The following is an 18,678-nucleotide window of genomic DNA, read 5'->3' on the forward strand; positions in this document are numbered from 1 at the left end:
GCGCGCCTCTCCCCCTCCCCTGCCTCCGGTGCCATGCTGGAGGCATCCTGCGGGAAGAGGTGCTCCGTGCTCCGTGTCGCTGTCGTCGGCTCCGGTCCCAGCGGGGTCTACACCGCCCAGGCCCTGGTCGAGCAGGACCGGGTGCCCGATGTCCAGGTCCATGTGCTGGACCGGCTCCCCTGCCCGTACGGCCTGGTGCGCTACGGTGTCGCCCCCGACCACGAGAAGATCAAATCGCTGCAGGGCAGTCTGCGGACTGTCCTGGAGCACGAGCGGATCACCTTCCTCGGCAATGTCGAGGTGGGCGGTGACGGGATCCCACCTGAACGGATCGGCGAGCTTTACCAGGCGGTCGTGTACTGCGTCGGGGCGGCGACCGACCGCGGCCTGGCCGTCCCCGGCGAGGATCTGCCCGGCAGCTGCTCCGCGACCGAGTTCGTCTCCTGGTACAGCGCACACCCCGACGCCGCCGCCAACAGCTTTGCGCTGCAGGCCCGTTCGGTCGTGGTGATCGGGGTCGGCAATGTGGCGGTGGACGTGGCGCGGATTCTCGCCCGGAGCGCGGAGGAGCTGCGCCCCACCGACGTACCGCACGGGGCGCTCGGCGCGCTGGCCGGAAGCCGGGTGCGCGAGGTCCACATGGCGGGCAGGCGCGGGCCGTCCCAGGCCCGGTTCACTACCAAGGAACTGCGGGAGCTGGGGGCGCTGCCCCGGGCACGGGTGGTGGTGGACGAGGCGGAGCTGGCCCTCGACCCGGCATACGTCGATCCGTCCCCCCGCTCGGCGCCGGCCCTGTCCTCACCTCCGAACGTGCCGCCCCTGACGGCGGCGGCGCGGCGCAATGTCGAGGTCCTGCGCGGATGGGCCGCGGCCGGCGCCACAGGTGCGGGCGCGGCGGGAGACCCGGTGCGCACGATTCACCTGCGGTTCTTTCTGCGTCCCGTCGAGCTGCTGGAGCGGGATGGCCGGGTGGCCGGGGTGCGGTTCGCCCGTACCGTGCCGGACGGCAGCGGGGGCGTGCGCGACGCCGGTACGTACGAGGACATCGAGGCCCAGCTCGTGCTGCGGGCCGTCGGCTACCGCGGGCTGCCGCTGTCCGGCCTGCCTTTCGACCCGGCTCGCGGGACGGTGCCGCATCTGGCGGGGCGCGTGCTGCGGGACGGGGTGCCGTCGCCCGGGGAGTACGTCGCCGGGTGGATCAAGCGGGGGCCGACCGGAGTGATCGGTTCGAACCGGTCGTGCGCGAAGGAAACGGTGGCGTCGCTGCTCGATGACGCCACGCTGCTCGCCGGGCGCCCGTGGGCACCCGATCCGGTGGCCGCGCTGCGGGCGTGGGGGCTGCGCCCGGTGGAGTGGGACGGCTGGCTTTCCATCCAGCGGGCGGAAGCGGCGCTGGGCCGGTCGCTGGGCCGGGGGCAGGTGAAGATCCCGGACTGGGCGGGGCTGCTGAGCGCCGCGAATGGCGGCGGCCGGGTCGGATCGTGAGGCCGAGGGCTGTCCCCTTCGAAACAGGAGCAGGTGAGCTCGGCATCGGCGGCGGCCAGCTCGCGGACTACGCGCAGCCTCATAGGGTCGGAGAGTGCGTGGAGCGCTGCCTCGATGCGGATCGCTTCCGGCCGGGAATGGGCCTCACGCGCCGCTGTGCGGCGTGTGCGGGCTATCCGCGACGCCTCAGCGTGATGTCGGCGTCCGCGTCGTAAACCTGGGTCCAGCTGCGTCCGGCACCCGACTTCCAGGTGACATGGGCGGTGGTGCCGTCGATCCTGACGTACTCCACCGTCATGGCCCGGTCGCCGCGCCGTGCATCCCCTCGACGCAATTCGCACGCCTTGACGGTGACGGGCTCCGCCGACTGCGCACTCTCGGCCTCGTCCGCCGCGAGGGCGAGCGCCGCGGCCAGCTCCCGGGCACGGGCGGGGGTGCAGATCACAGCGAGCTCTCCCGACGGTGCCACGCCCCGGACCTGGACCCCCGCCCCAACGGGGGTCACCTCCAGGGTCGCAGCGTGTCCGTCGCGGTCCTCGATCCCACTCGTCATCGCTCTGCTCTCCTCATTGCCCAGTGCACCCTTCGGCCCAGCGCAGCCGGAGGCTCCCCGGCGGGCCCAGGCATCTGGGCTCGAGACCGCCGGTATCGACCACCAGGTTCTGCGGCACCACCGTCGGGTCGACCATCCAGAATTTCAGCACATGGACTCCGGACCGGCCGATCCGGTGCACCGTACTGGTGAGACGGCGTACGTGAGCCCGTCGGAGGCCAGGGCGTTGCCCGCGCAGGGTGCCCCGCACCCCGCTCACCCGGTCCGACCTGCACTTCTATTTCGTTGCGGGCCGGACCAGAGCCGCGTACCGTCCCCCGTCATGATGACCCCCACCCTGCACACCGGGCGACTGCTCCTGGAGCCGTACACACCCGCGGACGAGAACGGCTTCGTGGCGCTCTTCCAGGACGCGCGGGTGTCCCAGTGGATGGGTGACGGACCCTGCACCGAGGCCGAGGACCGCGCCCTGTTCGGGCGGGTCTTCAGCAAGGTGTACGCACAGGAGCTCTTCGACGTATGGGCCGTGCGACACGGCGGCCGCCTGGTCGGCCATGCGGAGATCAAGCCCTCCCCGTCCCCGGATGTGGACGGCCACGAGATCGTCTACGCCCTGGCTCCGGACGCATGGGGGCAGGGATTCGGCACCGAGATCGCGCAGACACTGACCTCGTACGGGTTCGACGCCCTCGGGCTCACCGAGGTGCATGCGACGGTGGCCGCCGAAAACGCGGCGTCGCTGGCGCTGCTGCGCCGGATCGGCTTCCGGCACGTCCGGGACACGGTGGAGGACGACGGCAGCACGACCCAAGTCCTGATGAGCTCCGCCGGCGCCGGCGCCGTCGGCATCGCCGGGGCCGGTCAGCCGCGGTAGACGCCCAGACGGCCGCACATGCCGAACTTATCGTACGCGGAGGGCTGTTCGGCATGCACGCAGGCGTCGGCGAGGTAGCCGCTGTCGCCGCGCGCCAGAGCGTCGAGCTGCCCGCCGGTCACCTCGGACGCGGCAGCAGCCCCCCGCGCTCGGCAAGCGCTTTCCACGTCTGCTGCACCGCACTTTCGCCGATCGTGGCAGCAACAGGGTCCGGTGGTTCGGAGCCGCGCTGCGGGTCACTGTCAGTGGAGGGGTGCAGACTGGCCCGTATCCGACACAACGGCGTTTCGGGAGGATCGGCCATGACCGACGTACTGCTCACCGTAGGCACCCGCAAGGGCCTCTTCATCGGCCGCAGGCGCGGCGGCGCGTGGGAGTTCGACGGCCCGCATTTCAATGCCCAGGCGATCTATTCGATCGCCATCGACACCCGTAGGAAGGTCCCCCGACTGTTGGTCGGCGCAGACAGCGCGCACTGGGGCCCGTCGGTCCTCCGCTCCGACGACCTGGGCAGCACCTGGGTCGAACCAGAGCAACCGGCCGTAAAGTTCCCGCAGTTCACCGAGGCATCGCTGGAGCGGGTCTGGCAGCTGCACCCGGCAGGACCCGAAGCACCCGATGTCGTGTACGCGGGGACCGAGCCGGCAGCGCTGTTCCGTTCTCAGGACGGCGGGCTGTCCTTCGAACTGGTCCGCCCGCTGTGGGAGCATCCGACGCGTTCGAAGTGGGTGCCGGGCGGGGGCGGTGAGGGTCTGCACACCGTCCTCACGGACCCCAGGGATGCCCGGTCCGTGACGGTCGCGGTCTCCGCGGCCGGGGTGTTCCGTACCAAGGACGGCGGCGCGAGCTGGTCTCCGTCGAACAGGGGAGTGTCGGCGGTCTACCTCCCCGACCCGAATCCGGAGTTCGGTCAGTGCGTCCACAAGGTGGCCCGGGACGCGGTCGATCCCGACCGGCTCTACCTCCAGAACCACTGGGGAGTGTTCCGGAGCGACGACTCCGGGGACAACTGGACGGACATCGGCCAGGGCCTGCCCTCCGATTTCGGTTTCGCCGCAGCCGCACACCCGCACCGCGCGGACACGGCGTACATCTTCCCGATCAACGCCGATGCCGACCGCGTGCCGGCCGAGCACCGCTGCCGGGTCTTCCGCACCGGCGACGCGGGCAGCACCTGGGAGCCGCTGTCTGCGGGCCTGCCCCAGGCGACGCATTACGGCACGGTGCTGCGCGATGCGCTCTGTACGGACGACGCCGACCCGGCGGGCGTCTACTTCGGCAATCGCAATGGCGAGGTGTACGCGAGCGCGGACGAGGGGGACAGCTGGCAGCAGCTCGCCTCGCACCTGCCGGATGTCCTCTGCGTCCGGGCGGCGGCCATCGGTCCGTGACCGCTGCGGACAAGTGATGTGCCACGCAGGTGATCCGAGGATCTGACACCGGCCCCGAAAGGGGGCCGGTGTCACCTCCGGGACCGGCGCAATGCCGGGGCAATTGTCCTGCTCTACGGCAGCTGCCAGTCCACCGGCTGGGCCCCCTGGCGCAGGAGGAGTTCATTGGTACGGCTGAACGGGCGCGAGCCGAAGAAGCCGCGGTCCGCCGACATGGGCGAGGGATGCGCGGACTCGATCGCCGGGAAGCCGTCGAGGAACGGCCGCAGATTACGGGCGTCGCGCCCCCACAGCACGGACACCAGGGGCTTGCCACGCGCGGCCAGGGCCCGGATGGCCTGCTCGGTCACTTCCTCCCACCCCTTACCACGGTGCGCACCGGGTTTACGGGGCGCCGTGGTGAGAGCCCTGTTCAGTAGTAGCACGCCCTGGCGCGTCCAGGGCGTCAGATCGCCGTTGGACGGTCGCGGGAGCCCCAGGTCCGTGTGCAGCTCCCGGAAGATGTTCTCCAGACTGCCGGGCAGCTGACGCACCTCGGGGGCCACGGAGAAGCTCAGCCCCATAGCCATCCCTGGTGTCGGGTAGGGGTCCTGACCGACGATCAGTACGCGCACCTCGTCAAAGGGTTGTTGGAATGCGCGCAGAACGTTCGCGCCTGCCGGCAGATAGGTGCGGCCGGCTGCGACCTCCGCACGCAGGAAATCGCCCATCGCGGCGATGCGTCCGGCCACGGGAGCCAGCGCCTCGGCCCAGCCGAGCTCGACTACTTCATTCAACGGTCGTGGTGCCACGGAGCATCACTCTACCGGCGTACTCGGCCCGCTCCCCACCCCCGTGCCGGCGCCCGCAGCCGATCGTCTGCACCCCGGAGTCCCGCATCCGGGACTCGGGATAGGCTGCCGCCGTCATTCCTCTCCTTACCACTTCCTACTGGAGCCGGTCCATGAGGTCACGCAGGCGTTCGCCGGAAAGCAGCGGAGCTCGTTGCCTCCCGTGGAGGCTGTCATGACGGCGGAGACGGAGGCGGGCACATCGACCGGTGCGACGGGTACGTCTGGGCCGTTCGTGTTCGGCGTGGACTCGGGCGGTTCCGGGTTGCGGGTGGCGCTGGGCACCATCGGCACGTCCGCGCCGGTGGGCACGACGGTCTGCGCCGAGCCGGTACGCACCGGACCTGCGGGCATCGATGCGGGCCATCTGCTGGAGCAACTGCTCCCCGCCGCCCGCCGACTGCTGGAGCGGCACGGCGGCGGTGACGGCTCCGAAATCGCCGCCGTGGCGATCGGCGCCGCCGGTATGGCGACGCTCGGAGGACAACTGCGCGCCGAGCTGCCTTCGGCCCTGGAGAGTGTGCTCGGGGTGTGCCAGCTTGCTCTCGCTGCCGACGCGGTGACCGCTTACGCGGGTGCGGTCGGTCAGCGCCCTGGAGCGGTCGTCGCGGGTGGCACGGGCATGATCGCGCTGGGTACGGATCTGACGAGTTGGCGACGCGCCGACGGCTGGGGGCATCTGCTGGGTGACAGCGGCGGCGGCGCCTGGATCGGGCGGGCCGGGCTCGATGCGGGCATGCGCGCCCATGATGGACGGCGTGGTGGGTCCGCCGCGCTGCTGGCCCGGCTGGAGGCGATGTTCGGGCCGGCGCCGGAGCTGCCGGGACTGCTGTATCCGCGCACCGACCGGCCTGCCGTGCTGGCCTCGTTCGCGCCCGAGGTCGCCGCGTGCGCCGGGCATGATCCGGTCGCCGCGGGCATTCTGCGCGAGGCCGCCGGACATATCGCGGAGGTGGCCGCAGCGGTGTGCCCGAAGGCCGTGGCCGACGACGAACCATGCGAAGTGGCCCTGACGGGCGGCTTGTTCCGCATGGGTGATCCGCTGCTCGTACCGCTGCGAGAGGAACTGTCCCGGCAGCTCCCGCAGGCACGGACAGTCCCCGGTTCGGGTGATCCGCTGACCGGTGCGCTGGCCATCGCTCAGGCGTTGGCCGCCGGAGATCTGCGGCTGCCCCGCGATCCGGCCCTGCTCTGCGTCCCCGGTTACGGGCCTGGGCAGGAGCGCGAATAGGTGCCGACAGAACGGGGCAGTCAGCCAGCATGCCCCCATCGGACATAAGAGGACAGATAACACCTGTCTGGGCCCTCCCCGAACAGAGGGAAACCCAAAACCAGTAGCATGCGGCGCCATGAGCACCCCCACTGGGCCCGCTTCCGGCCTGCCTGTACGAATGCCGCGACCTCGCCAGTCCGGACGGCACCGCCGCCCGGAGCCCGTGGTCGCACCTGAGGGCGCCGCCGCGCTCGTTCTCGCCGTTCCCGGTGCCCCCTCTTCGGCCACGCGCAGCCTGGCCGAAGAGGTGATCAGCATCGCCCGTTCCGAGCTGCCCGGCCTCAATGCCCGAATCGGCTACCTCGACGGCGACGATGCCGAGTACCCGAAGCTCTCGTCCGTACTCACCCACAGCGCCGCGGAGCGCATCGCGCGCTTCGAGCAGGCGCAGGCCGCGGGCCGCGAGGTCGCCGAGCCCGAGGGTCCGTCCGCCGTCGTGGTGCCGCTGCTCGCGGGGCCGGACAGTGCCCTGATCCGGCGGATACGGCAGGCCGTGATGGACAGCGGCACGCAGGTCGAGCTGACCGATGCGCTCGGCCCGCACCCGCTGCTCGCCGAGGCGCTGCACGTACGCCTCTCCGAGGCCGGTCTGGCCCGTGCCGACCGTGCCAGGCTCTTCACGGTAGCCACGGCCGCCGACGGCATCGTGCTGGCCACGGTGGGTGGCGAGGAGGCCGTGCAGGCCGCCGGGATCACCGGCATGCTGCTTGCCGCCCGGCTCGCGGTACCGGTGATGGCCGCCGCACTCGATGTGGAGGGTTCCGTCGCGTCGATCGCCGAGCAGCTCACCGGCTCCGGCTCGGCGCAGCTCGCGCTGGCTCCGTACCTCGTCGGCCCCGAGGTGGCCGAGGGGTTGCTGGATGCCGCCGCGAAGGAGGCGGGCTGCGCGACGGCCGAGCCTCTCGGCGCGTATCCGGCGATCGGCAAGCTCGTGCTCTCGATGTACATGACGGCTCTCGGCATCGCACCCACGACGCCGCAGGGCTCTCAGGCGCACTGACTTGGGGCCGGGTGCGCCCGGCAGACGTCTGTCGTCATCGCCGGGCGGGCTCGATCCTTCCGGCCCGCCCGGCGATTCGGCTGTATGTGTCGTGATGTCAGGCGAAGATCACGCAGGACGCGGCGGGGACCTCCAGCGAGCCCGTGCAGTGCGGGATACCGGTCGTCGAGTCCACGACGAACCAACTGACGTTCCCGGACCGCTCATTGGCCGCGTACAGCCATCGGCCGGTGGGGTCGAGCGCGAGATCGCGCGGCCAGTGCCCGCCGCAGCCCACGGTCGTGACCAGGGTCGCCTTCTCGCCCGTTCCGTCGAGCGCGAGAACGGAGATGCTGTCGTGCCCCCGGCAGGCCGTCCAGAGGAACCGTCCGTCGTGCGAGACGACCACCTCGGACGGATAGGTCGCCGTGTCCCCGCCACACTCCGATTCCTCGGGCAGCACGGACATCTCACCGACCGGTTCCAGTGCCCCCGTGGCGGCGTCCCACCTGCATGCGGTGACGGTCGGTGCGAGTTCGTGCAGGATGTAGGCGTGGCTGCCCGCAGGGTGGAAGGCCAGGTGGCGCGGGCCCGTTCCCGGCCGCAGGGCCGTCTCGCCGTGCAGCCGCAGCGCTCCGGTGGTCGTGTCGAGCGCGCAGATTCGTACGGAGTCGGTCCCGAGGTCCACGCTGAGCACCCAGTTCCCCGACGGGTCCGGCAGCACCTGGTGAGCGTGCGGGCCCCGCTGACGGTCGGCGTCCGGACCGCTGCCCTCGTGCCGGAGCACGGCGGTGACTGCACCGAGGGAGCCGTCTTTCCGCACGGACAGAGCGGTGACGCTGCCGGAGCCGTAATTGGCGGTGAGCAGATGACCGCCCGCGAGCGCGAGATGGGTCGGACCATTGCCTTCCACCGGTCGGATCTCACCGATCGGCTGCGGCACATCGCCGGTGATGTCGAGTGCGGCGGCCGCACCGTGCTCGGTCTCGCTGACCGAGTAGAGCACCCTGCCGCCCGGACCCGGCCCAGGCCCCAGGACGAGATACGAGGGATCGGGGACGGTGTCCGTCGAGCCGAGGACGGTCAGGGCTCCGGTCTCCTGATCCACGGCGGCGGCGGTGATTCCCCACCCGCCTGCCGAGGTGAACGACCCGATGAATGCCCGTCCTGCGCAGTTGTCGCTGCCCACCGCACTGCTCGTCACCGCACTGCCCTCTCCGCCGACTGACCACGACCGTTCGTACCTCGTGATTTTCCCGGGCGACGGTAGCAGTCACCCCACCGAGGTCTGGACCAAGACCTCGGATGCCGCCCTGACAGGGGGCTGGGAGTCATCGGTGATGGGCAGGGGGCTGTGCGGGCAGCACCGCAGTCACTTCGTAGCCGCCGTCAGGGGTGGCTCCGGTAGCGAGTTCGCCTCCCAGCATTGCGGTGCGCTCGCGCATGCCGAGCAGTCCGTGGCCCGGGCCCACCGAGGGCGGGGCGGCCCGGTCCGGCGGGGCGTTGGTGACCCGGACCGTGACGCCCGATGGGCGGCGACCGACCTCCACCCGCACCTTCGCACCCGGTGCGTGACGCATCGCGTTGCTGAGAGCCTCCTGCACTATGCGGAACGCCGACAGTTCGACGCCCGGCGACAGCGGATGCGGCTCCCCGCTGGTCTCGGCGCTGACCGCGAGCCCGGCGCCGCGCGCGTTGTCGATCAGTTCGTCCAGCCGGTCGAGGGTGGGCTGCGGGGCGTGCCTCGCCGCCTGCGGCAGGGGGTCCTCGGAGCGCAGTACACCGAGCACCCTTCGCAGTTCGGTGAGCGCGTCGACCGCGTTCTCGCGGATGCCCGCGAGGTTCTCCTTCAGCTCGTCGGACGGGTTGTCGACCAGGTGCGGGGCGACCTGCGCCTGGATGGAGATGACCGACATGTGGTGGGCGACCACGTCGTGCAGCTCACGGGCGATCCGGTTGCGCTCCTCCAGGAGGGTGCGCCTGGACCGCTCTTCGACGGTGAGTTCCTCCTGTACGACCAGCTGTGTACGCGCCACCCCGATACCACGCAGCGCGGCGCCGACCACCACGGCGATGACGAGAACCGCGACGGCGAGGCCGACGTCGTTGGTCGGGCGCCAGGGGCCGGCCGCGCCGCAGACAAGTCCGGCCACGACACTGATCGTCAGCGTCTCGGCGGCGATCCGGGGCCGGACCCGCAGTGCGAGCAGGAACAACACCCCGGCTTGCAGCGCGATCCCGGCTCCGTTCCAAGGGAACGTCACGCCACCGGGACCGGAGCTTCCGGCGAACGGGGTGATCACGACCATGACGAGCATCGACGCCCACCAGGCCGGGATGGGGCGGAACAGTGCGACAACGACCGGGGCCGACTGGATACCGGCGAACAGAAGGCCGAGCTGTATGCCCATCCCGTAGCCGAAGGTGTACACGTTCGTGTTGATGATGAGCATGACCACCGCGAACAGCACCAACGGCACCATGAGAGCCGGCCGCCAGTCCAGCCAGCGAGGCCGCTCCGCGTACGGGGTGGCCGCCGACGTCACCAGGTCCTCGCGCAGGGTGCGGGGCAACGCCCGCAGGACCTCCGCCGACCGCCTCGCCATGTCTCCCCACTTCACAGAACGCACCCTAGACCGACCGGCACATGGGGGCAGCGTCTCCGCCGACCAGGCGGGACGCCCCTTGCGGACGACCATGCCCTTCCTTCGCGGCCGCCCCTGCTCGTAATCACGGAACGCCGCCCAGCACACCAGCAGCGCCACCGCGAACACGGGCAGCCAGGCCAGCCGGGCGAGTACCCAGTCGGGGGTATCGGGGACGGTGTGCAGGCCGGTCAGGGGCCCGCCCGCCAACAGGCCGGTAGCGGTGACCGCGATCATCGCAGTCTGGTGCCACAGGAAAATCGTCATCGCGGAGAGGTTCACCGTCGCCACCGCTGCCCAGACCGCCGGGCGTCGCAGCGCCCGGCGCAGTGGGCCGAGCAGCAACAGCGCCGCTCCGCACTGCGCGAGGCCGAAGGCGGCCACCGCGAGGGTGGGCGGGTCGAGGTTGGAGATCTCCAGGCCGGGCACCCCGACCATGGCTGCGGGGTAGCCGGCCCACAGGACGAGTCCGGCGGTGGCGGCGGCTCCACCGAGGAGCAGCGTCCAGCCGGTCCTGCGGCTGTCCAGGTCGCCCCGGGCCCAGGCCGCGCCCAGGCAGTATGGAACCAGCCAGCCGGCCCCCACATTGACCCAGGCGAACTCGCCGGGCGCGTCCAGGCCGAACCGGCAGAGGTCGGTGGTCAGCAAAACGGCGAAAGGCCACAGCGGATGCAGCTTCGTCACCAGCGGGGTCGCCGCCGTCAGCGCCGCGAAGACCACCAGGAACCAGAGCGGGGACCACACGAGCTTGCACAGTGCGCGCACCGTGTCCTGGTCCGCCCCGGACGCGAGCATCGTGCACGCCGCCACGGTCCATACGACCAGCACGAGGACCACCGGCCGCAGCAGCCGGGTCATCCGCATACGGAGCCACCGGCCGTAGTTCTCGCCGCGGGCGCGGGCCGAGGTGTAACTCTTCACGCCGACCTGTCCGCCGACCAGGAAGAAGACGGCAAGGGTCTGGAACACCCAGGAGGCCGGGGTGAACCGGGGCATGTACTGGAGCGGGCTGGAGCCGTGCATGGTGCCGCTGTCGACGACGAGGGCGGTCACCAGCCAGTGGCCGAGAACCACGCCGAGAATGGCGATGGCGCGCAGGGCGTCGGTGGCGCGGTCGCGGTCGGCTGGCGTGGCGGATTCGATCCGCCGGACGAAGTCATGCATGGCGCTCTCCCGAGGGCTCTGCGGACGTGGCCGTTCCGGCCACAGTCCGGGCGATGTCTTCAGCGGCAGCGGTAAGGAACCGGGCTTCAGGTAGTCGCTGTGGCCGTCGTCGCCCGCCGCGAAGATCTCGGCGCCGAACTCGGACGGCATCGGGTCCGCGCCGAACCCGATGTCCCCAAAGGGAAGTCGGAGCTTCATGCGCGGCACGTCGGCGACCCAGTCGTCGCTGTACCGGATGACTGCAGTGCTTCGGGTACAGAAGCTATGGGCGGGGCCTTGTACCCCGCGTCCCACCGGGGTGTGAACCTTTTATGTAGCTCTGCAGGACTACGGGTATGAGACGGGAGCCGAGGCGGCACCGGAACGGTCCGACGGGGCCGCCGCCGTCGATCGGTGGACCGCACGGCCGCCGGCAGCCCGAGGTGATCACTGTCTTGGCAGGCTGGATGCCATGAATTCCCGGAAGGCGCCGTCTATTCGTCGACACCTGGTGAGGAGTTCGCGGCGCTGCCGCCCGGCGCAGCCCCTGCGGAAAGCGGATCGCCTACTCGGCGTGCCGTCGAGGTCCGGCGGCCCGATATCCTGATCATGCCGCGCGCCCCCCACACCGCCCCGATCCCGGTCGGGTCGCCGCCGTGGCAGTCGAAGCGGCCCACAATTCGAGATTGGTGCACAGGTGCTGGTAGCTGGTCGGTACCGCTTGTTGTCTCCCATAGGCCGCGGCGGCATGGGTGAGGTGTGGCGCGCCGCCGACGAAGTGCTCGGCAGGGCGGTGGCCGTGAAGCTGCTGCTGGGCGACCACGCGGACGAGTCGGCCACCGCTCGGTTCCGTCTGGAGGCGCAGACCGCGGCCCGCCTGAGCCACCCTCATCTGGTGGCCGTGTTCGACTTCGGTGCCTGGGAGGACCGCTTCTACCTCGTGATGGAGCTCGTCGAGGGCAGAAGCCTGGGCGATCTGCTCGCGGCCGAGGAGCGGCTCGGAGCCGAGCAGGTCGCCCGGATCGCCGGCCAGGCGGCTGCGGGGCTCGCCGCCGCCCATCGACAGGGCATCGTGCACCGTGACATCAAGCCCGGAAACCTGATGCTGGACGCCGAAGGGTCCGTCAAGATCGGCGACTTCGGCATCGCCCAGTTCGTCGACGACCCTTCGGCCGCACTGACCACCACGGGGCAGATCGTCGGCACCAGTCTCTATCTCGCCCCGGAGCGCGCCCTGGGCCGTACCGCCGGTGCGGCGTCCGACATGTACTCCCTCGGCTGTGTGATCTACCAACTCCTGCTGGGCGAGCCACCGTTCCGCTCCGACACCGCGACCGCGACGCTCTATCAGCATGTCGACACGCCCCCCGTGCCGCTCAGACAGCGGGGCGTCGACCTGTCCTCCGCCTTCGACTCCTATCTGCTGGGGCTGCTCGCGAAGCAGCCCGAGGACCGTCCCAGCGCCCAGCAGGTAGCCGACTGGTTCCAGAGCGATGCGTGGCGTGGACAGCCGGAGCCCATGCCCATGTACGCCCCCACGGCCCCTCCGGCAGCGCCGAGTGTTCCTTATGCCTCGGTGCCTGCCCCCACCTTCAGCCCCTCCCCGACGTCGGCCTCCGCTCAGGAGGCCGAGGGCGTGACGACGTATCGCCTGCCGCAGGCCGGGGGCCGCAGACGGCGTCCGGCGGACCGGTCCGCGCCAGTCCGGCGGCGCACCGGCACCCGCGAGGCGATCAGGCGTCGGCCCAGGGTGGCCAGCGCCATCGCCGGTACGGTCGCCTTCCTCGCGGCCGTGTACCTGGGGATGAGCCTGTTCTCCCCGGATCCCGGCTCGGCCGACACCCCGGGCACCGGGCCCGCCGCATCCACCGGACCCGAATCACCGGCCCCCGAACAGCCGGCACAGTACAGCGAGGACGACGGGGACGACGAGCAGGACTGAGTCTCAAACGACGGCGGCCAGCGGGCGGGGGAAGTCGTCGATCTCCGGCCAATTGTCGTGCCGGGCCGGAGGCGGGCTGTGCAGGCCGCGCCGCGTGTGCGCGGTGTCCCCGGTGCGGCGTGAAGATGACGCCCTCCCACGCCTTCCTCTCACCACCCTGGCCGATTGGACAACGCTCTTGCACAGTCGGCCAGTTGAGCGAGAAGGAAGCCGCATGAATGGGCAACCCTCCGGGCATATGACGGTGACCGACAGGAGGTGTTGGCAATGGGCCGCATCAAGATCGTCCGACGTCCGCAGCTGCCGTCGCGGCCGCCGCCACTCGACCTGCGGACCCCGTCCGGGCGCCCGCTTCCGTACTGAGCACACCCCCGCCAGCACCGACATGCCGCCCGCCCTTCCCGTGGAAACCCCTGGGGCGACCATCTGTAGCAAGCAGATGATGTGCGCGCCGGGCCAGGTCCGGATCGTCTTCGCGCCGAAGTGACACGAGAGGCTGCGGTATGACCGTCATCGGTTGACGCCGCATCAGGCGGGTGGACATCCGGTCCGGGTTCCGCACCGGCCCTCCTTGATCGATGATGATGCAGAGGGCTGCCGTCCTCGGTACGGCGCCGGCTGTCCCAGGAACAGGAAGGGGTTCCCCATGCGGGAAACGACGCCAGACCAGTCCCCGCCGGACGACCGGTCCGTCCAGGGCTCGGACGAGGAAGCCCGGGTGATCGTGGTGGGGGCGGGGCCGGCGGGCTCGGCCGCGGCCTTCCACCTCGCCAGGGCGGGCGTCGATGTCCTGCTCCTGGAGAAGGCTCACTTCCCCCGGGAGAAGGTGTGCGGGGACGGCTTGACGCCACGAGCGGTGCACCAGCTCATCAGAATGGGCGTCGACATCAAGGCTCCGGGGTGGACGCGTTCACGCGGGATGCGATGGGTGGCCGGGGACCACCAGGTGCACATCGACTGGCCCGCGCTCGGGCGCTACCCGGATTTCGGGCTCTCGCGCAGCCGACACGACTTCGACGACATCCTGGCCCGGCACGCCGTCGCTGCCGGAGCCCGGCTGCGCAGCGGCGTGAAGGTGACCGGGCCCCTGACCGACCGCGCCGGACGGATCACCGGTGTCGCCGCCACGACCTCGGCGAAGGAGCCATTGGTCTTCCACGCGCCGATCGTCATCGCCGCCGACGGCGCCTCCGCCCGCCTCGCTCTCGCCATGGGCCTGCAGCGGGACAGGAGCAGGCAGATCGCCACGGCCGCCCGCCGCTACTACCGAAGTCCGGAGCGTTCCCAGGAGGAGTACCTGGAGCTGTGGGCCGACCTTCGCTTCCGGGGGAGCGATCACTACCTGCCCGGATACGGATGGATCTTCCCCATGGGCGACGGCCGCGTCAATGTCGGTCTCGGTGCGCTGCCCCACCGACGGTACGGAAAGGCGGACCTGCGAGCCACGTTGGACGAGTGGCTGGCGCGTACCCCGCACGCTTGGGGACTGTGCGAGGAGAACGCGGAGGGCCCTGTCAGGAGCGCGGCCCTTCCGCTGGGCTTCAACCGTCACCCCCTCTACACCCGCGGGCTCCTCCTCGTCGGCGACTCCGGAGGCATGATCAGCCCCTGGAACGGCGAGGGCATCGGCCAGGCCATGGAAGCCGGCGAAGTCGCAGCCGAGACTGCCGCGCTCGCCCTGGCTCTCCCCCGGGGGCCCAGGAGGGAGCAGGTGCTGCGCGGCTACCCCGTCGAGATGAACCGCCGCTGGGGACGCTACTACCGTCTCGGGAACACGGCCGCGGACCTCGTCTTCAGCCGTTCAGGTTTCCAGCCGGTCCTCAACCGTTACGTCATGGGTTCGCCGTTTCTGCTCAACACCCTGGCCCGGCTGCTGACCAACCTCACGGACAAGCCCTCGCACGACCTGATCGACCATCTGCTCAACGGCGTCGTGCGTCTCGTGCCGGAACCGAAGGTGCGCATACGCTGACCCGTTGGAGGCTCTCGGGTGCCTTCAGCGGGGGGACGAACAGCGCACCGGGAGAAGCCTGTTGGCAAGCCCTGGTGTGCCGTGTCCCGTACTACTCGTCGATCGTGGCCCCGTACGCCACATCCAGTGCCGGAGCCCTGAGCGAGCCACCGTAACCGGCCTCGGAAGCGTTGGCGACAACCGAGCCGACCCGAACAGCAGGTCATCCGCGCACGACTGCGCCCGCAGGGACCACCGGGGCTGCGGCCGGAGACACCGTGCCACCGCCCGGCACGCACGACCCGCCGGCCCTCCGGTCGACACCCGGCGGAGGACAGGGCAACATGGACAGGAAGGGCACCTTTCGGACTCCGGGTTGCCGCCGGTACAGCGCGGCAGCCGGCGTTCAGGACAGCGCACAAGCCGTCCTTCCGCCCCGCAGGCCGCCGCGTCGTGTTCAGCGATGAGCACCCACGCCTCTGCGGCCGCCTCCCCACCCCCACCGATGGGAGCACCGTCATGCATTCTCACGCTCGACGCGCCGTGGTTTCCGTGCTCGCGTCCTCGCTCGCCCTGTCCGGCGCCATCATCCTCGCGCCGACCGCGGGTGCTGTGCCCGCTGCAAGCTGCACGGTCACGCCCGCGGCGAACGGGACGTACGTCACGATCGCCGGCGAGGGCTTCACGGCACCGCGGAACCTCAACGACGGCGAATCCACCGAACCCTTGAACGTGGACGCGAACGGCAACTTCTTGCTGAAGCGCTTCCAGAAGAACGTCGACTACACCGTGCTCGCCGTCAACGAGGACCAGAGCAACATCTTCGTGAACTGCCGAGTCGTCAAGCCGACAGGAGTGCCCCAGAGCCAAGTCCCGGGCAATGTCACCCCGGAGGTTCCGGGAGGCATCCAGCCCGAGGTGCCGGGCAACCTCACACCTGAGGTCCCCGGGGGCATCACACCTGAGGTGCCCGGCACCATCCGGGGCAGCGTACCGAGCGAAATCCCGGGCAGCACGCAGGGCACCGCGGGATGAGACACCTGAACGGGGAATGAAGGCCCGCGCCGACCGGACAAGTTCCAGGAGGCGCGGGCCGGTTCACGATCGCTGCACTACCCCACAACCCGTGGCTCCGGCCTGGCGTCTGCTGCGGTCGGACCGCTTGACGACACCTGTCGGTCAGGACCGGCGCCGAGGCTTTCCGCGCCTGCCTCCGGAACCACCCCGCGCGCTCTTCCCAGCCGCCTTGCCGGCTGCGGGCTTCCGTCGTGCACCGCCCGTGTCCGGGCGCTTGCCCTTCGGTTGCGCCGGGACCTTGGGGCGGCCCCGAGAGCTGTTTACGGTCCGCCCGCGGACGATCCCGATGAAGTCCTCCACCAGGTCCGTCGTCTCGTCCTCCAGCCACGACAGTGCGACGCGCGACTCGGGGGCGTCCGACACCGGCCGGTAGGTGAGGTCCTTGCGGTGGTGCAGGCGTGCGAGCGACTGCGGGACGACTAGCAGGCCCACCCCTGCCGCCACGAGCTCGATCGCGTCCGCCGTCGTGGCGGGGCGCTCGATCGCGGGCCGTCCCGGCCGGTGCTCCCATTCGAGGGTGTCGTCGAGCGGATGCAGCACGATGTCGTCCGCGAGATCCTCGGCGCAGACCTCTTCGACCGCCGCCACGACGTGGTCCTTCGGGATCACGACCACCGTCGTCTCGGTGTAGAGGGGGATCGCGCTGAGGCCCGTCCGGTCGATGGGCAACCGCACGAGACCCGCGTCGGCGCCGCCGCCCCGCAACACGTCGGACGCCTCGGCGGCTGACACCCCGATGAGGGTCAGCGGGACGTCGGGCAGCCGCTCGTTCCAGGTCCGCACCCACTTGGTGGGCGTCACCCCCGGGACATACGCGAGCCGGAACGAAGGGGTTTCTTCCGAGCTTGTCACTCCGCCAGGTTACCGGCCGTGGTCAGAGGTAGCGCACATGCTCGATACCCTTGGCACCATGACGTCGCACAAGACCACCCAGACAATGAAGCCCGCAACCGCGGCAAAGAAGCTGGGTGTGTACCTCGAGGCCACCCCCGCCGAGTTCCAGGAGGGTGTCGTCTCGCGCACCGAGCTGAACGCACTGCAGTCAGATCCGCCCGAGTGGCTGCAGGAGCTGCGACGAAACGGCCCGCACCCCCGGCCGGTGGTCGCGGCAAAGCTGGGCATCTCCATCTCGGGTCTGGCCCGTGGCGGAATCACGGACGCCCTCACTACGGAGCAGATCGAGGCGCTGAAGAAGGACAGCCCCGACTGGCTCCAGCGAGAACGCGCCACCCAGGCCGAGGTCCGGAAGGAAGCGGTGCGCATCAAGGAGAAGAACGCCGGTCAATCCCGCGGTCCGCGTTCCTGACCTTTGTCCCTCGACTGTCCCTCGGCAGCAGCCGGCGTCGGCTCGCGCTTCGTTCGGCGTTCGGGAAGGTGAGCTTCAGGTCTGGACCCGGCCGGCGAGCGCGGCACAGCCGCGGCGGACACGCCGTGAGACCTGAGACGAAGATCTCAGGGTTGGATGGGGCCTCAGTACCCGCTCGGGCGAACCAGTCCCGTCTCGTACGCGTGGATCGCGGCCTGGGTCCGGTCGCGCAGGCTGAGCTTGACCAGGATCCGGCTCACATGCGTCTTGACGGTCTGTTCCGCCACCACAAGACACTCGGCGATCTCCGCGTTCGACAGGCCCTGCGCGATCAGGGACAGGACCTCCGTTTCGCGCTCCGTGAGATTGCCGCTGCGGCCCTTGACCGGGTCGCGTGAAACGTCGGACATCCGGGAGAACTCGGCGATGAGACGCTTGGTGATGTTCGGCGCGAGCAGGGCCTCGCCGGCCGCCACCACCCTTACCGCATGGGCGAGTTCCGTGGCCGATGCGTCCTTCAGCAGAAACCCTGACGCGCCGGCGCGGAGCGCCTCGTACACGTACTCGTCGAGGTCGAAAGTGGTCAGGACGAGAACCCTGGTGGCGACGGCGGGCGATGCCGTGATGCGGCGCGTCGCCTCGATGCCGCCGACGCCGGGCATCCTTATGTCCATCAGTACGACGTCGGGGGTCAGTTCGGCAACCTTGGCGACGGCGTCGACGCCGTCCACGGCCTGGCCGACGACTTCGATGCCGGGTTCGGCATTGAGCAGGACCGTAAACCCCTGCCGGACCATCACTTGATCGTCGGCGATCAGCACGCGGGTGGTCGTCACGGGTTTTCCTCCACAAGTTCGGCGGGTTCGCGGGTTCGACGGGGAAGCTGCGTGAGCAGCATCGCGATCACTTCGTTTCCTCCGTCGGGGGTGGCGCCGAAGGCCGGCGTGCCACGTAGCATCGCAGCCGCTCCTGCCTCCCGAGCAGACCGTGCCCGGCGCCCGACGACGGCCGGGGGGCGGGGTCGGCGCGGGGTTGGCGAGGCGCAGGGTGACCGCGGACGGGCGGTGGTCGCGCTCCACCCGTACCTCCGCTCCGGGCGCGTGCCGCATCGCGTTGCTGAGCGCCTCCTGGAGGATACGGAACGCCGACGGCTCGACGCCCCGGCGGCAGATGGGCCGACTCGCCGGTGGTGTGGACCGGAACCAGACGATCCGCACGAACAGGCCAGT

17 protein-coding genes and 3 pseudogenes are annotated in these 18,678 nt (G+C 70.6%); 9 read left to right on the forward strand and 11 right to left on the reverse strand.

Going from position 1 to position 18,678, the window contains the following annotated elements:
- The first annotated feature begins 66 nt into the window (after window positions 1–66).
- The gene (locus ABT115_RS22145) at window positions 67–1,485 is read left to right on the forward strand and encodes an FAD-dependent oxidoreductase (protein ID WP_351792496.1); all 1,419 of its coding nucleotides are present in this window, start codon (window positions 67–69) and stop codon (window positions 1,483–1,485) included.
- Window positions 1,486–1,502: 17 nt separating this feature from the next.
- Here the strand turns inward: ABT115_RS22145 and ABT115_RS22150 are convergent.
- The 3 genes and pseudogenes from ABT115_RS22150 to ABT115_RS22160 all read right to left on the reverse strand — a co-directional run.
- Window positions 1,503–1,661: pseudogene (locus ABT115_RS22150) on the reverse strand (transcriptional regulator); the annotation flags it as partial.
- A complete protein-coding gene (locus tag ABT115_RS22155; RefSeq protein ID WP_351792499.1) occupies window positions 1,658–2,038 on the reverse strand; it encodes a hypothetical protein in 381 nt (126 codons plus the stop codon). The gene ABT115_RS22155 and the pseudogene ABT115_RS22150, both read right to left, overlap by 4 nt.
- A 13-nt stretch (window positions 2,039–2,051) precedes the next feature.
- A pseudogene (locus ABT115_RS22160) lies at window positions 2,052–2,231 on the reverse strand (hypothetical protein); the annotation flags it as partial.
- 132 nt (window positions 2,232–2,363) lie between these two features.
- Between ABT115_RS22160 and ABT115_RS22165 the strand changes: the two are divergent.
- Entirely contained in the window at window positions 2,364–2,912 is a 549-nt protein-coding gene (locus tag ABT115_RS22165) for a GNAT family N-acetyltransferase (RefSeq protein ID WP_351792620.1), read from the forward strand.
- Here ABT115_RS22165 and ABT115_RS22170 read toward each other — a convergent pair.
- Window positions 2,900–3,079: a hypothetical protein gene (locus ABT115_RS22170; RefSeq protein ID WP_502969142.1), complete on the reverse strand. Its 180-nt coding sequence runs from the start codon at window positions 3,077–3,079 to the stop codon at window positions 2,900–2,902. The two genes, ABT115_RS22165 and ABT115_RS22170, sit on opposite strands and share 13 nt — an antisense overlap.
- Window positions 3,080–3,214: 135 nt before the next feature.
- Between ABT115_RS22170 and ABT115_RS22175 the strand changes: the two genes are divergently transcribed.
- The gene (locus tag ABT115_RS22175; RefSeq protein WP_351792503.1) at window positions 3,215–4,303 is read left to right on the forward strand and encodes a WD40/YVTN/BNR-like repeat-containing protein; all 1,089 of its coding nucleotides are present in this window, start codon (window positions 3,215–3,217) and stop codon (window positions 4,301–4,303) included.
- Window positions 4,304–4,416: 113 nt separating this feature from the next.
- Here ABT115_RS22175 and ABT115_RS22180 read toward each other — a convergent pair whose 3' ends face one another.
- Entirely contained in the window at window positions 4,417–5,094 is a 678-nt protein-coding gene (locus ABT115_RS22180; RefSeq protein ID WP_351792505.1) for a uracil-DNA glycosylase, read from the reverse strand.
- Window positions 5,095–5,308: 214 nt separating this feature from the next.
- On the opposite strand from ABT115_RS22180, the gene ABT115_RS22185 reads away from it, so the two are divergent.
- Window positions 5,309–6,364, forward strand: a complete 1,056-nt coding sequence (locus ABT115_RS22185) for an N-acetylglucosamine kinase (RefSeq protein ID WP_351792507.1) — start codon at window positions 5,309–5,311, stop codon at window positions 6,362–6,364.
- Between the two features lie 118 nt (window positions 6,365–6,482).
- Window positions 6,483–7,406, forward strand: coding sequence for a sirohydrochlorin chelatase (locus ABT115_RS22190; RefSeq protein ID WP_351792509.1), 924 nt, complete (start codon window positions 6,483–6,485; stop codon window positions 7,404–7,406).
- 97 nt (window positions 7,407–7,503) lie between these two features.
- Here ABT115_RS22190 and ABT115_RS22195 read toward each other — a convergent pair whose 3' ends face one another.
- The 3 genes and pseudogenes from ABT115_RS22195 to ABT115_RS22205 all read right to left on the reverse strand — a co-directional run.
- Window positions 7,504–8,574 (reverse strand): lactonase family protein, encoded by a 1,071-nt coding sequence (locus tag ABT115_RS22195; protein ID WP_351792623.1) that lies wholly within the window; start codon window positions 8,572–8,574, stop codon window positions 7,504–7,506.
- Window positions 8,575–8,716: 142 nt separating this feature from the next.
- Window positions 8,717–9,991 carry a sensor histidine kinase gene (locus ABT115_RS22200; RefSeq protein WP_351792626.1) on the reverse strand — a complete coding sequence of 425 codons (1,275 nt, stop codon included), beginning with the start codon at window positions 9,989–9,991 and terminating at the stop codon, window positions 8,717–8,719.
- Between the two features lie 66 nt (window positions 9,992–10,057).
- A pseudogene (locus ABT115_RS22205) lies at window positions 10,058–11,194 on the reverse strand (acyltransferase family protein); the annotation flags it as partial.
- A 727-nt stretch (window positions 11,195–11,921) separates the two neighbouring features.
- Here ABT115_RS22205 and ABT115_RS22210 point away from each other — a divergent pair.
- The 3 genes from ABT115_RS22210 (at window position 11,922) to ABT115_RS22220 (ending at window position 16,101) form a co-directional block, all read left to right on the forward strand.
- A complete protein-coding gene (locus ABT115_RS22210; protein WP_351792512.1) occupies window positions 11,922–13,115 on the forward strand; it encodes a serine/threonine-protein kinase in 1,194 nt (397 codons plus the stop codon).
- Between the two features lie 646 nt (window positions 13,116–13,761).
- Window positions 13,762–15,087 (forward strand): geranylgeranyl reductase family protein, encoded by a 1,326-nt coding sequence (locus tag ABT115_RS22215; protein WP_351792515.1) that lies wholly within the window; start codon window positions 13,762–13,764, stop codon window positions 15,085–15,087.
- A gap of 498 nt (window positions 15,088–15,585) precedes the next feature.
- Complete coding sequence (locus tag ABT115_RS22220; protein ID WP_351792518.1) at window positions 15,586–16,101, forward strand: hypothetical protein; 516 nt, start codon at window positions 15,586–15,588, stop codon at window positions 16,099–16,101.
- A 144-nt stretch (window positions 16,102–16,245) separates the two neighbouring features.
- Here the strand turns inward: ABT115_RS22220 and ABT115_RS22225 are convergent, their stop codons facing one another.
- The gene (locus tag ABT115_RS22225) at window positions 16,246–16,995 is read right to left on the reverse strand and encodes a LysR family substrate-binding domain-containing protein (RefSeq protein ID WP_351792521.1); all 750 of its coding nucleotides are present in this window, start codon (window positions 16,993–16,995) and stop codon (window positions 16,246–16,248) included.
- A gap of 58 nt (window positions 16,996–17,053) precedes the next feature.
- Between ABT115_RS22225 and ABT115_RS22230 the strand changes: the two genes are divergently transcribed.
- Complete coding sequence (locus tag ABT115_RS22230; protein WP_351792524.1) at window positions 17,054–17,449, forward strand: DUF5997 family protein; 396 nt, start codon at window positions 17,054–17,056, stop codon at window positions 17,447–17,449.
- A 164-nt stretch (window positions 17,450–17,613) separates the two neighbouring features.
- On the opposite strand, the gene ABT115_RS22235 is transcribed toward ABT115_RS22230, so the two are convergent.
- Both ABT115_RS22235 and ABT115_RS22240 read right to left on the reverse strand, forming a co-directional pair.
- Window positions 17,614–18,285, reverse strand: a complete 672-nt coding sequence (locus ABT115_RS22235; protein WP_351792527.1) for a response regulator — start codon at window positions 18,283–18,285, stop codon at window positions 17,614–17,616.
- Complete coding sequence (locus ABT115_RS22240) at window positions 18,282–18,407, reverse strand: hypothetical protein (protein WP_351792530.1); 126 nt, start codon at window positions 18,405–18,407, stop codon at window positions 18,282–18,284. Before ABT115_RS22240 ends, ABT115_RS22235 begins: the two co-directional genes overlap by 4 nt.
- Between the last annotated feature and the right edge of the window lie 271 nt (window positions 18,408–18,678).

The sequence above is a fragment of the Streptomyces sp. NPDC001832 genome (assembly GCF_040297265.1).
GTDB lineage: Bacteria > Actinomycetota > Actinomycetes > Streptomycetales > Streptomycetaceae > Streptomyces.